Origin of the sequence: Kribbella sp. NBC_01245 (genome assembly GCF_036226525.1) — a bacterium.
GTDB lineage: Bacteria > Actinomycetota > Actinomycetes > Propionibacteriales > Kribbellaceae > Kribbella.
Genome location: NZ_CP108487.1, coordinates 4,922,699 through 4,935,627, shown reverse-complemented (window position 1 = coordinate 4,935,627; position 12,929 = coordinate 4,922,699). Strand labels below are relative to the sequence as shown.

The window sequence follows — 12,929 nt, the reverse complement described above, 5'->3', positions numbered from 1 at the left end:
TGTCGCGCATAAGGTGGGCGTACCTTCCACTGCAGGCGATTTTCCCTTGTGGATAACGGGAATGGCGGCTTCTCGGTCTGTATAATCGCTAGTATGTTCGATATCGGTGTTGATGAGCTCGACGTGGACCAGACCCTGGACCGCGCCGCCGCCTCGCGCGCCCGCATCGCGGCCGATGAGGCCGAGTCGCTGCTGCTCGCCCTGCACTACACCGACCTCAACGCCACCGTCGCCCCCCCACCCGGCGGCGAGATCGTGCCGGGAGTGGAACGGCTGCGCGTGTACGGCGGTGAGGGCTGCCCGCCGATCGCCGAATTCTGCGCCCAGGAATTCGGCTGGCGCCTCGGCATGTCCCACGGTGCCGCGGCCGCCTACCTCGGCGAAGCCCTCGCACTGCGCCACCGGTTCCCCAAAACCCTCGCCCAGGTCCTGGCCGGCAACGCCGAAGCCTGGCGGGCCCGCTCGATCGCCCGCACCTGCCTCTCCCTGAGTTTGGCGGCGGCCGGCATCGTGGACGCCAAAATCCACGCCATCATCAACAGCGTCACCCCGTCACGGCTGAAGGTGTTCGTGAAGGCGGCCAAAATGCAGGCCGACCCCGCCAAGGCCCAAGCCGACGCCGACCTCTACGCCCGCCAACGCGGCGTCTGGCTCGGCCAATCCAACGACCACGGCACCAAATCCGTCATCGCCCGCACCGCAACCGGCGACGCAATCCGTTTCGACGCCGCCGTCGACGAACTCGCCGACATCATGGCCCAAGAGGGCGAGCCCGGCTCCCACCAGCAACTCCGCGCCAAAGCCGTCGGACTGCTGGCCGACCCCGCCGTCGCCCTCGACCTGCGCGAACACGGCCGCCGCAAAGCCCGCAAAGCCGCCGCCCAGACCACTGAGGGCTTCGCAGAACACTGCACCAGCGGCAGAGACCATGGCAGCGGCAGCGGCCACGAATACAGCGACGGCGACGACGGCAAGTACGGCGAGTACGGCGAATGCGGCGAGGGCGACGCCCACGGCGAGGGTGGCACCGGCGGTGGCAGCGACGCGTACGGCACCGATACCGATACCGATACCGACAGTGATGACGATGTGCCGTTTGATCAGTTCCTCGCCGGTCTCAAGTCCCGCAACCCGAACCGCGCCCGGGCGCCACATTCGTTCTATGTGCGTATCTCCCAGGAGGCACTGGCCAGTGGTGACGGTGTCGCGTGGGTCGAGGGGATTGGTCCGCTGCTGGTGTCGCAACTGAAGGAACTCATCGGCCACGAGGCCGTGGTCCTCAAACCAGTGATCGACCTGCGCGAACCCCTCAGTGCTGATGGCTATCAAGTGCCGCAGCGGATCAGGGAGTGGGTGAAACTGCGTTACCCGACGCCGATGGAGCCGTGGGCCACTGGCGAAACCACCTTCTCCACCGACCTTGACCACGTCGTGCCCTACGACAAGAACGGTCCACCAGGCCAAACCAGTACCCGGAACCTGCTTCCGGTGACACGCACACCCCACCGGGCGAAAACCCACGGTGGTCTGCGTAATGCGCTGCTGCCCGACGGCAGCGTCGAATGGACCACGCCCCGTGGAGCCCGGTATCTGGTTGACGACACCGGCACCCATTACCTCGGCCAGGTCAACCTCACCACCGGAGAACTCGCCCCACCACCAAAGCCGAGCGGAGCGACCGCAAGCAAGAAACGCTTGAGGCGAATAGGACTTGCCACTGAGGACGAGCCTGATGACGCCGCCTGACAACCGGCCTTCCCCGGCGTACGCCAGGCGCTCCTCCCGCGCTCGCTCGTCCTGCGCTCGCTGGGCACTTGCAGCCTGCTCGCGGCGACGTCCAACGCGTACCGGGGGTGGCTGGTGGATGGGCTGGCTGATGGAGGGGTGGGCGTGGTGGCATGCTTCGCGGGGAGGTTTGTGGTGGAGGAGGTGAGCGTGCGGCGGTGGGGTTCTGGGCAGGTGTTGGGGCTTGCGCCTGACGCGGCTTCGGCGCGAGCTGGGCAGGGGCTTGCCCGGATCGCGAAGTGGAGTGCGGCCGGTTGTGACGATCGGGCGGTCTGGGGTTTGTGCCAGGGCAGTGGGGCCAAGCCGTATCAGACCGTGGTCGATCTCGAGGGGCCCGCGTTTCGGTGTTCGTGCCCGAGCCGGAAGTTTCCCTGCAAGCACGCGATCGGTCTGCTTCTGCTCTGGTCCGCGGGTGCTCTTCCCAGCGAGGCCGAGCCTGCATGGGTTGCGGCTTGGCTGGCCGATCGCGAGGCCCGCGCTGCCAAGGGGACAGCCGATGCGGTCGGGGAGGCCGGCGGGGCGAGTGAGGAGGGGGCGGCGAAGCAGCCGGATCCGGAGGCGGCGGCGCAGCGGGCCGCGCGGCGGGCGGATCGGGTGGCGTCGGGGATTGCGGAGTTGGAGAGCTGGCTTGCGGATCAGGCGCGGCATGGGTTGTCCGGGTTCGAGCACAGGGGGTACGAGGAGCTGAGCCGGCTGGCCGCGCGGATGGTTGACGCGCAGGCGCCGGGGATCGCGGGCGCGGTACGGCGTGCGGCGGGCGTGATCGGCCGGGGTGAGGGTTGGCCTGGTGCGTTGCTGGAAGAGCTCGCGCTGATCCATCTCATCGTGCAAGCCCATGCCCGCCTCGGGGAATTGCCCGCGCCTTTGGTGGAGACGGTGAGGTCCCGGATCGGGTGGACGGTCGAGACGGCCAGGGTTCGGGACGAGGGCGAGTACGTCGACGACGAGTGGCTGGTACTCGGGCAGGTGGTCGAGCCCGATGACCGGCTGACCGTTCGGCGGGTCTGGCTCCGGGGCCGTACGACCGGCAGGATCGGGCTCATCCTCAGCTTCGCCGCGCCTGGACGCCAGTTGGACCTCCTGCCCGGCGGACCCGGCGACATCATCCCGGCAAGGCTCTCCTATTACCCAGGCGCCCTGCCTCTCCGCGCCCTGCTGACCCCACCAGCCGAACCGACCGAGCCGAGGGCCGAGCCGACCGAGCCGATGCCGCCGACGAGGCCGGATGGGGTGAGCGTGGAGGAGGCGTTGGCGTCGTTCGCCGAGGCGCTTGGGACGGACCCGTGGAATGAGCGCATGCCGTTCGTCCTGGCCCAGGTCAGACCCGCACGAGTCGGTGACGGGTGGGCGTTGGTGGACGAGGCGGGCGACGGTCTACCGCTGCTCGCCGGGATCGACCCGTGGCCGCTGCTGGCCGTCTCTGCGGGCGAGGCGCTCACCGTGGCAGGGGAGTGGAATCGCTTCGGCTTCCGCCCGATCACCTGTTGGCACCACGATCGCGCGGTGGCCCTCGCATGAGCGGCTGGGACAAGCTGGTCAGCGCCGCCCTGCTCGGGACGGATCGGCGTCCACCGAATGCCGATGACCTCCCCGACGCGATCCGCCGCGCCCTGGCGACCACGACCGCGACCGCGACCACGTCTGCGACCGCGACCGCGACCACGTCAGACCCCGTGCGGCTGCTGCTGGACGCGGCCGCGCTCGAGACGACGTACCGCCGAGCAGGCAGGCCGGCCCTCAAAGGCCTGACGCCGATCGCCCCAGCCCCTGGCGAGGACCGCCCGCTGGTCCGACCGGCCGCCGCCAACCGTCTAGCGATGATGCTCGGCGGCCAGCAGGCGACCGTACTCGGCGAGTGGTTGCGGGTCGTGCTCGATCGCGGTTGGGGTGTGCCGCCGGAGTTCTTGCCGGCGTTGGCCGACTTCGCCCGCGGCCGGACGGAGTACCGCGCGCTCGTCGCCGCGGTCGCCGATCGCCGGGCCAAATGGCTCGCGAATCTCAACCCGGACTGGCGATTCCTCGCCCTGCACACCACCTCCGAGCAAGAGGACGACTGGACCCACGGCACGCCCAACCAACGCCGCGCCTGGCTGATCCGTACCCGCGAGCAAGATCCCGCGGCAGCGCGCGAGGCCCTCCTGGACGTTTGGCCGAGTGAGCCCGCAGTCGTTCGTGCCGACTTCCTGGCCCTGCTCGCCAACGGCCTCAGCAAGGATGACGAGGAGTTCGCCGAACGTGCCCTGGACGATCGAGCCTCCGACGTACGTCGTACCGCCGCATCCCTCCTCGCCCGCATTCCCGGCTCGGCGTATTCCGCGCGGATGGCGGCCAGAGCCCAAGCCTGCTTGACGTTCCAGCCGAAGAAGGTCCGCGTCACCCTGCCGAGGCGGCTGGACGAGAGCATGCAGCGCGACGGGATCATCGCCAAACCCCGGCAGGCGATGGGCGAGAAGGCTTGGTGGTTACGGCAGATCCTCGCCGCCGCACCCCTCACGACGTACGACGTGAAGATCGCCGACGCCGAGGTGACAGGGTTCGACCAGGCCTTGTTCTTCGAGGCGCTGGCGGATGCGACGGTTCGCGAGCGCGATCCCGAGTGGGCGCGCGCGTTGCTGAAGACCAAGGTCGCGGGCGCCCGGTTGATCGCGATCCTTCCACCCGAAGAATGGGGCACTGCTATCGGTAAACGTGGTGACCTCGCCCAGGTGGTCGGCGGGCTGCCGGTGCCGTGGCCCGACGGACTGGCTGTCGCGATGCTCGACCTGCTCGACCAGGCCACGCCGGACCACGGCTGGGCGCGGCTCGCGAGTGTGGTCTCGCAGGCGGTGCCCGCCGGCGTACTGGACCATCCGATCACCCGGCGCCCGATCGACGAGGAACAGACCTGGCGGCGGCGCTTGATCGAGACGCTGACCTTTCGACGCGAGATGTACGAGGAGTTGTCATGACCGAAGTGATGCGGCCGCATGCCGAGCAGGAGTACGCCGGTGAGCTCGCCGCGCTGGCGAAGGCCGACGACCGGCCGCGCCCTCCGGCATGGCTGTTGTCCCCGGCGGCCGTCGTGACGTACTTGCTCGGTGGGGAGGCCGATGGCGTCGAGATCACCCCGAAGTACGTCGGCCCGCGCAGGTTGGTCGAGGTGGCGGTGGCGACGCTTGCGACGGATCGCGCGCTGTTGCTGCTCGGCGTGCCCGGTACCGCGAAGACGTGGGTCAGCGAGCATCTCGCGGCGGCGATCAGCGGCGACTCGACGCTGCTCGTGCAAGGCACCGCGGGTACGGCGGAGGAGTCGATCCGCTACGGCTGGAACTACGCGCAGCTGATCGCGCAAGGTCCGTCGGAGGCCGCGCTGGTGCCGAGTCCGGTCTATCGCGCGATGGCCGGGGCGAAGATCGCGCGGATCGAGGAGCTGACGCGGATGCCGTCCGACGTCCAGGACGCGCTCATCACCGTGCTTTCGGAGAAGTCGCTGCCCGTGCCGGAGCTCGCGACCGAAGTCCAGGCCCGCAAGGGGTTCAATGTGATCGCCACGGCGAACGATCGCGATAAGGGGGTGAACGAGCTCTCCAGCGCATTGCGCAGGCGTTTCAACACCGTCGTGCTGCCGCTGCCGGATTCCGCTGAGGACGAGGTGGCGATCGTGTCTCGCCGGGTCGCGCAACTCGGCGAGGCCCTGGAACTGCCGAAGCAGGATGACGCTTTGGCCGAGATCCGCCGGGTGGTGACGGTGTTCCGGGAGCTGCGGGCGGGGCGTACCGAGGACGGGCGGACCGCGGTGAAGTCGCCGTCGGGCACGTTGTCCACCGCCGAGGCGATCAGCGTGGTCACCGGTGGCCTGTCGCTCGCGGCCCACTTCGGCGACGGCGTGCTTCGGTCGTACGACGTGGCGGGCGGCATTCTCGGCGCGGTGGTGAAGGACCCGTCGGCCGATCGCGTGGTCTGGTCGGAATACCTGGAAACCGTGGTGCGCGAGCGGGAAGGCTGGTCCGACTTCTACCGGGCCTGCCGGGATATCACCGGATGACCGTTCACCTCTTCGGCATCCGCCACCACGGTCCCGGGTCGGCTCGCGCGCTCGCGACGGCCCTCGCCGAGCTGCGGCCGGACGTCGTACTGATCGAAGGGCCTCCGGAGGCCGACAAGGTCGTCGAGCTGGCCGCTTCAGAAGAGATGGAGCCACCCGTCGCGTTGCTCGCGTATGCGGTGGATGACTCGGCGCGGGCCGCGTTCTGGCCGTTCGCGGTGTTCAGTCCGGAGTGGCAGGCGGTTCGGTACGGGTTGGCGGCCGGGGTGCCGGTGAGGTTTTGCGATCTGCCGGCGGCGTACCAGTTCGCGGGCGAGCCTAAAGAGAGGCGTAAAGGCCTCGCGGTTGATCCGTTGGCGGAGATGGCGCGGGCCGGCGGGTATGACGATCCCGAGCGTTGGTGGGATGACGTGGTCGAGCATCGCAGGGATGGCGCGCCGCCGTTCGAGGTGATCGCGGACGCGATGGGTGAGCTGCGTGCTGGCGAGATGGCGGAGGGGCGGGAGGCGCAGCGCGAGGCGTACATGCGGACCGTGCTGCGCAAGGCGATCCGCGAGGGGTTCGAACGGATCGCCGTGGTCTGCGGCGCCTGGCATGTGCCGGCCCTGACCGAACCGTTGCCCCCGGCAACACACGACCAGCGCATCCTGAAAGGGCTGCCGAAGAGCAAGGTCGCGTGCACCTGGGTGCCGTGGACGCACGGCCGCCTCGCCACCGCCAGCGGGTACGGCGCGGGCGTCACCTCGCCCGGCTGGTACCACCACCTCTTCACGGCGCCCGACCACGTCACCACGCGCTGGCTGACCCGGGTGGCCCAGGTGTTGCGGAAGAAGGACCTCCCGGTTTCGAGCGCGCACGTCATCGAGGCCGTCCGGCTGGCCGAGACGCTGGCCGCACTGCGGGAGCGGCCGCTAGCGGGTCTGAGCGAGATGACCGAGGCAACGAGAGCAGTGCTCTGCAACGGGAACGATGTTCTCCTCGACCTGGTCACCCGCGAGGCCGTAGTCGGCGAGCTGCTCGGGTCCGTCCCGCCCGAGACCCCGCAGGCGCCCGTCGCGGCCGACCTCGCGGCGCAAGCTCGCCGCCTGCGGATGCGTCGGGATGCCACCGAGCGCCTGGTTGATCTCGACTTGCGAAAGCCGAACGACCTGGCCAAGTCCCGCCTCCTGCACCGCCTCCGCATCCTCGGCGTCGACTGGGGCGAACCGGCCGAGGCCGAGCGGCAGAACACGGGCACCTTCCGTGAGACGTGGGCCCTGCTCTGGGAGCCCGGGCTCGAGGTCGACCTCGTCGCGGCCGGCGCGCACGGGACTACCGTTCTCGGCGCGGCCACCACTGTCATGCTCGCAGCGGCGGCCGATTCGTCAACCCTGGCAGAGGTTACGGCCGCGCTCGAGCGATCCCTGCTGGCCGATCTGCCCGACGCTCTGCCCGAGTTGTTGCGTGGTGTCGACACCCGCGCGGCCAAGGACGCAGACGTCGGTCACCTGATGGCGGCGCTGCCCGCGCTGTCCCGATCCGCTCGGTACGGCGATGTCCGCGGCAACAACACCGCCGGGCTGACCGAGGTGGCCGAGCGCATGGTCGCCCGCGTGTGCGCAGGCCTCGGTCGTACCGTGCACGGTCTGGACGCCGAGGCCGCTGCCAAGGTGCTCGCGCTGATCGAAGGCGTACAGGAGGCCACGTCGTTGCTCTCGGCAACGGTGCGCGACGAATGGCTGGAAACCTTGCAGGGATTGAGCGATCGTGCGACCGTGCCGCCGTTGATCACCGGACGGCTCACCCGATTGATGCTCGACGCCGACCGGCTCGACTCGGCCGAGGTCGCGCTCCGCCTCGGCCGCGCGCTCACCCCCGGTGTCGAGACGAACGCGGCGGCGGCGTACGTCGAGGGGTTCCTCGCGGGCCGGGGTCTGCTCCTCATTCACGACGAACGACTGCTCGAGCTGGTCGACCGATGGCTCGCGGCCGTTCCGGACGAGGCCTTCTTGGAGGTTTTACCCTTGCTGCGAAGGACTTTCGGCACGTTCGCGCCACCCGAGCGGAGGTCGATCGGCGAGAAGGCGCGCGGGTTGGGGCTCGCCACGAAGGCCGCCGATGTCGCAGACCTCGAGGATGAGCGGGCGGCCGCCGCGCTTCCCGTCGTACGACTGCTGCTGGGGATACCGGCATGAGCACAGACGAGCGGTTGCGGCGATGGCGGATGGTGCTCGGTGGGGAGGCCGAGGAGAGTACGGCGCAGGGCTTGTCCGCGGAGGACCGGGCCGTCGACGAGGCGTTGGCCGCGTTGTACGAGGGCCGTCCGGAAGGCGCCGGTGGCAAGAGGGCCGCCGGGCTGGGCGCCTCCGCGCCGAGGGTGGCGAGGTGGCTCGGCGATATCCGGCAGTACTTCCCGAGCAGCATCGTGCAGGTGATGCAGCGCGACGCCGTCGACCGCCTCGGTATCACCCGGCTGCTGATGGAGCCCGAGTTGCTCGGAGCCGTCGAGCCCGACGTACACCTTGTCGGCACGCTGCTCACGCTCAACGAGGTGATGCCCGAGGAGACCCGCAGCACCGCGCGCGAGGTGGTCCGCAAGGTGGTGCTCGAGCTCGAAGCTCGGCTCGCCGAGCGGACCCGGGCCGCGGTCAGTGGCGCGCTCGACCGGGCCGCGCGCACGACCCGGCCGAGGCATGGCGATATCGACTGGGATCGCACGATCCGGGCCAACCTCAAGCACTATTCGCCCGAACTGGGCACGATCGTGCCGGACCGCGTCATCGGCTATGCCCGCCGCAATCACAGCGTGCAGCGCGATGTCGTGCTGGCGATCGACCAGTCGGGTTCGATGGCCGAGTCGGTGGTGTACGCGAGCCTGTTCGGCGCGGTGCTCGGGTCGATGCGGGCGTTGCGCACCAGTCTGGTCGTGTTCGACACCGCCGTGGTCGATCTGACCGACCAACTGGAGGATCCGGTCGACGTCCTGTTCGGTACCCAGCTCGGCGGCGGCACCGATATCAACCGCGCGCTCGCCTATTGCGAGGGCCTGGTGACGCGTCCGGCCGAGACGATCATGGTGCTGGTGAGCGACCTGTACGAAGGCGGTGTGCGCGAGGACCTGCTGAGGCGGGCGCGTTCGCTGGTCGAATCGGGCGTGCAACTCGTGGCGCTGCTCGCGCTGTCGGATTCCGGCACTCCGTCGTACGACGCGGAGAATGCGGCGGCCTTGAGCGAGCTCGGCGTGCCGACCTTCGCGTGTACGCCTGACCTGTTCCCCGACTTGATGGCAGCGGCGATCCGTCGCGACGACCTGGGGGCCTGGGCCGCGACGGCCCTCGCCGACTGAGAGGCTGAGGTTATGCGAATCGTGGCGCTGACGTCGTTCCTGCCCGCCTACCAACGCGTCGCCGAATGGACCGAGCGCAATGACCATGAGCTCGTGCTGGTGGTGACGCTGCCGCTCGGCGCGAACCAGCGGTACGACGCCGCCGCGCCGCCGTTCGTGCTGGATCTGCCCGAGAGCGTGAACGTGCTGATCACCGGCAAACTCCGTACGGTCGCGGCGCCGGTGATCGAGGCGATGCGGCCCGACCTGGTCATCTCGATCGCCTTCCCGCGGCTGATCCCGGGGGAGATCCTGACGATCCCGAAGTACGGCGCGTACAACATGCATCCGTCGCCGCTGCCGGCCGGCCGCGGGCCGAACCCGATCCGCCTGGTCTACGAGGGCGCGGAGACGATCGGCGCCACCCTGCATCGCACCGAGGCCGGGTTCGACACCGGCGCGATCATGGCCCAGCGGGAACGGCCGCTGCCGGCAGACCTCACCGGCGCGACCATCTTCCAGTCCTGGGGCGAGATGATCGGCGAGGTGATCGAGGAGGGTACGGCGAAGGCGTTCGCGGGCGATCCCGGCGTACCGCAGGACCCGGCCCTCGCCACCCAGGCGCCGCCCTTCACCGATGCCGAGCGCTGGCTCGACCTGACCGAGCCCGCGGCCGTCATTCGTCGTAAGGCTGCCGCGCTCAACATCACGGCCGTCACGGCGCGAGTGCCGCTGAATGGTGAGGCGGTGCTGGTTCGAGAGGTCCATCTCGAGCCGTCCGCGGGTCTTCCGCCGGGCACGGTTATCGAGCAGCGCCCGGACGGCTGGGCCGCTCAGGCCGCCGACGCTGTCGTACGGCTGGTGACGGCATGATCCCCACCGCGTGGCAGTCCGCCGATTTGGGAGCGCGCCTCGCGTGGAGCGAGCGCTGGATGCCGCGGACGGCCGCTGCGGGTCAGGCCTTGCCGCGGCTGGACGACGTACGGCTGGCGGTGACCAGTCATCTCGATCTGAAGGCGTTCGTGATGCTCCGGGCATTGCTGGGCGCAGGAGCGAAGATGATCGTGCACGAGGCTGATCCGGCTACCACTTTGACGGACGTCGTCGGGCTGCTCGCTGACCGTGGCGTGGCGGTGGTTACGCCTGGGGAGTGCGTCGACTGGGAGCCGACGTACACGCTCGAGATGGGCGGGGACATCGTGGTCGAGGCGGCTGCTCGGGAGTACTACGGGATCGCGGCCGGGGTTGAGACCACGCGGACCGGGCTCAGCCGGATCGGCGCGGTTGAGCTGATGCATCCCGTGTTCGACGCGGATGGGCTGCCGTTGAAGAACCATCTGCATAACCGGTTCGCCGTCGGTTCGAGCACCTGGCAGACGGTGTTGTCCCGGACGAACTTGTCGTTGCACGGCCTGGTCGTCGTGGTGGTCGGGTACGGCGAGGTGGGTGGCGGGCTGGCCCGGACGGCGCGGGGGCACGGGGCGCAAGTGCTCGTCGCCGAGGTGGATTCGGCCCGCGCCACGGTCGCGTCGTACGACGGGTTCGAGACGGGTCTGCTCGCGGACCTGGCCTCGCGGGCTGACGTCGTGGTGACCGCGACGGGCCGGCCGGGCGCGGCACCAGCGCGTGTTGGTTATAAGGACGGCTGTCTGCTGGTCAATGCCGGGCATTCGCCGGACGAGGTCGATTTGGCCGGGCTCGGAACGGGGACGGAGGTCATTCCGGCCGTGACCAGTCATCGCGTGGAGGGGCGCGAGGTGCTGCTCTTCGCGGGCGGGCACGTGGCGAACCTCGCGGCCGGGGATGGGGACAGCCTGAACGCCTTCGACATCACCGCGGCTGTGCTCGTCGAGGCGTTGGGCTGGACGGTGAGGTACGGCGCCGCCTACCCGCCTGGGCTGCATCCGCTGCCGCTAGGCTTCGAGGGTGGAGCAGGTGGTGTTGCTGGATGAGGCCGGGCGGGCTGTTGGCGTGGAGGCCAAGGCCTTGGTGCATCATGCCGCGACGCCCTTGCACTTGGCGTTCTCCAGTTATGTGTTCGATGCGCGTGGGCGGTTGTTGCTGACCCAGCGGGCTCTCGTTAAAAGGACTTGGCCGGGGGTCTGGACCAATAGTTGCTGCGGGCATCCATCTCCGGGGGAGGCGGTCCAACTCGCGGTTGAGCGGCGGCTGCGGGACGAGCTCGGCGTGGTCGCTGTTGGGATCGACCTGGTGTTGCCGGCGTTCCGCTATCGCGCGGTGATGGACGACGGGACCGTTGAGAACGAGTTGTGCCCGGTCTACCGGGTCACGACCGACTCCGACCCGGCGCCGGATCCGGCTGAGGTCGAGCAAGTCCGCTGGGTTGAGTGGGCGTCGTTTGTGTTGGACGTGCGGGAGCGGCGGGAGCAGGTCTCGCCGTGGTGCGTGTTTCAAGTGGAGCAGCTCGCCGCCCTCGGGCCCGACCCGGCCGGCTGGCCCGTTGCCGATCCCAGGGACCTTCCGCCCGCTGCCGCTCTGGCATAGAGCGGGGTGTCGTCGGGGATGCCGAGCGAGCTCCGTCTGGTGGCCAGGATGGCTGGTTTTGGTTAGCGCCGACGCATCGCGCGGGCGACTTCCTGGCGTACGGAGGGCAGTTCGGGGTAGAAGGCGTTGCCGGGGCATTCGGTCTGGTTCCAGTCGCGGTGGCCGGAGATCGCCGAGACGGTCTTGGTGGCGCCGCTGATCGGGTTGACGTAGTTGACCGTGCCGAGCGGGTCGACCTTGCAGAGCTTCGCGAGCGAGGCGAGGACCTTCACGAGCGACTGGCGCTGCGCTGCGGACGGCTGACGGCCGGTGAGATCGCCGAGCATCGAGACGCCGACGTTGCCCGCGTTGAAACCAACGGCGTGGGCCGCGTTGCTCATGTGCGGTACGTCGCCGAGCGGGCTGCGGAACACCGGTACGCCGTCCTCGCCGGACCAGCGGCCTTCGTAGACCACGCCGTTCGGATCGATCAGCAGGTGGTAGCCGATATCGCCGAAGTCGCGGGTGATCGTGTGGGTGTAGTAGATCGCTCGGATCGTGGCCGCGTGGTCCGGGCCGAGCGAGTCGCCCGCGGTGTGGTGCACGGTCAGCGTCTGGACCGGGAAGTAGGCCTGCGGGTATCGCTCACTGCCGTCCGGGTTGAACCGCAGGGTCTCGTCCGCACCCCAGCCGGCCCGGTTCACGAACTCGCAGCCCGAGGCGGTGAACGAGGTGCTGACCGAGAGCGAGCCGACGCCGAGCGGGCCGTCGGTGGTGTTCAGCGCGACGGTGACCACGTTCGTGGCGCCCGGCGGCGGCTTCACCTCGTACCGCGTGGCCTTGCGCGCGCCGAACAGTGCCAGCCGCTTGCCTGCATAGTCTTCGCTGTCGGAGTTGGCGTCCGAGTCGCCCGCGATGAGTGGCCGCCAGGCGCCCCAGCGGCCGTTGTGCTCGAGGCGGTAGACGCCGCCGCGCTTCGGGCCGAACCAGTCCACGCTGACGAAGTCGAGCGGGAACTCCGCGGCCGCGGTCAGTTGGCCGGGCGCCGCGATCTCCGCGAGCGTCTGCGGCGCAGCCTCACCGGCGGCGGTCGCGGGCGCGGCCCCCGGGCTGGCGATCGCGGTGAGTGGGCTGGTCAGACCGGCTGCAGTGCCGGTGGCGACCGCTCCGATCAGGGCCTGGCGGCGGGTCAGCATCGTCGTCCTCCTGGAAGCGTTTGGGCGGAACGCGACCCGATCGCCATCAGCGCCGCGTCACCCGTGACCCTAAGTGCCCGCGGTGTCAGGCGATTGCTCTGGACAGGTGATCGTCAAGGTGTATGATCGTCACTGA

At 69.6% G+C, this 12,929-nt stretch carries 10 protein-coding genes; 9 read left to right on the top strand and 1 reads right to left on the bottom strand.

Annotation, left to right across the window (positions count from 1 at the left end; all coding sequences use genetic code 11):
* The first annotated feature begins 48 nt into the window (after window positions 1-48).
* The 9 genes from OG394_RS22180 (at window position 49) to idi (ending at window position 11,618) form a co-directional block, all read left to right on the top strand.
* Window positions 49-1,746: a DUF222 domain-containing protein gene (locus tag OG394_RS22180; protein WP_328988938.1), complete on the top strand. Its 1,698-nt coding sequence runs from the start codon at window positions 49-51 to the stop codon at window positions 1,744-1,746.
* Window positions 1,747-1,929: 183 nt separating this feature from the next.
* Entirely contained in the window at window positions 1,930-3,303 is a 1,374-nt protein-coding gene (locus tag OG394_RS22175; protein ID WP_328988937.1) for an SWIM zinc finger family protein, read from the top strand.
* Entirely contained in the window at window positions 3,300-4,733 is a 1,434-nt protein-coding gene (locus tag OG394_RS22170) for a DUF5691 domain-containing protein (RefSeq protein ID WP_328988936.1), read from the top strand. Before OG394_RS22175 ends, OG394_RS22170 begins: the two co-directional genes overlap by 4 nt.
* Entirely contained in the window at window positions 4,730-5,809 is a 1,080-nt protein-coding gene (locus OG394_RS22165; protein WP_328988935.1) for an ATP-binding protein, read from the top strand. Before OG394_RS22170 ends, OG394_RS22165 begins: the two co-directional genes overlap by 4 nt.
* On the top strand, window positions 5,806-7,983 hold the full coding sequence (locus OG394_RS22160; protein ID WP_328988934.1) for a DUF5682 family protein: 2,178 nt from the start codon (window positions 5,806-5,808) through the stop codon (window positions 7,981-7,983). Before OG394_RS22165 ends, OG394_RS22160 begins: the two co-directional genes overlap by 4 nt.
* Window positions 7,980-9,134, top strand: a complete 1,155-nt coding sequence (locus tag OG394_RS22155; RefSeq protein WP_328988933.1) for a VWA domain-containing protein — start codon at window positions 7,980-7,982, stop codon at window positions 9,132-9,134. The genes OG394_RS22160 and OG394_RS22155 overlap by 4 nt, the downstream gene beginning before the upstream one ends.
* 12 nt (window positions 9,135-9,146) lie before the next feature.
* Complete coding sequence (locus tag OG394_RS22150) at window positions 9,147-9,986, top strand: methionyl-tRNA formyltransferase (RefSeq protein ID WP_328988932.1); 840 nt, start codon at window positions 9,147-9,149, stop codon at window positions 9,984-9,986.
* The gene (locus OG394_RS22145; protein ID WP_328988931.1) at window positions 9,983-11,065 is read left to right on the top strand and encodes an NAD(P)-dependent oxidoreductase; all 1,083 of its coding nucleotides are present in this window, start codon (window positions 9,983-9,985) and stop codon (window positions 11,063-11,065) included. The genes OG394_RS22150 and OG394_RS22145 overlap by 4 nt, the downstream gene beginning before the upstream one ends.
* On the top strand, window positions 11,040-11,618 hold the full coding sequence (gene idi, locus OG394_RS22140; protein ID WP_328988930.1) for an isopentenyl-diphosphate Delta-isomerase: 579 nt from the start codon (window positions 11,040-11,042) through the stop codon (window positions 11,616-11,618). The genes OG394_RS22145 and idi overlap by 26 nt, the downstream gene beginning before the upstream one ends.
* Window positions 11,619-11,680: 62 nt before the next feature.
* Here idi and OG394_RS22135 read toward each other — a convergent pair whose 3' ends face one another.
* A complete protein-coding gene (locus OG394_RS22135) occupies window positions 11,681-12,793 on the bottom strand; it encodes a peptidoglycan recognition protein family protein (RefSeq protein ID WP_328988929.1) in 1,113 nt (370 codons plus the stop codon).
* Window positions 12,794-12,929 lie beyond the last annotated feature (136 nt).

Excerpts from the sequence above, each read along its gene's own strand:
- OG394_RS22170 (WP_328988936.1), top strand. The coding sequence starts at position 3,300 with ATGAGCGGCTGGGACAAGCTGGTCAGCGCCGCCCTGCTCGGGACGGAT.
- OG394_RS22165 (WP_328988935.1), top strand. The coding sequence starts at position 4,730 with ATGACCGAAGTGATGCGGCCGCATGCCGAGCAGGAGTACGCCGGTGAG.
- OG394_RS22160 (WP_328988934.1), top strand. The coding sequence starts at position 5,806 with ATGACCGTTCACCTCTTCGGCATCCGCCACCACGGTCCCGGGTCGGCT.
- OG394_RS22155 (WP_328988933.1), top strand. The coding sequence starts at position 7,980 with ATGAGCACAGACGAGCGGTTGCGGCGATGGCGGATGGTGCTCGGTGGG.
- OG394_RS22150 (WP_328988932.1), top strand. The coding sequence starts at position 9,147 with ATGCGAATCGTGGCGCTGACGTCGTTCCTGCCCGCCTACCAACGCGTC.
- OG394_RS22145 (WP_328988931.1), top strand. The coding sequence starts at position 9,983 with ATGATCCCCACCGCGTGGCAGTCCGCCGATTTGGGAGCGCGCCTCGCG.
- OG394_RS22135 (WP_328988929.1), bottom strand. The coding sequence starts at position 12,793 with ATGCTGACCCGCCGCCAGGCCCTGATCGGAGCGGTCGCCACCGGCACT.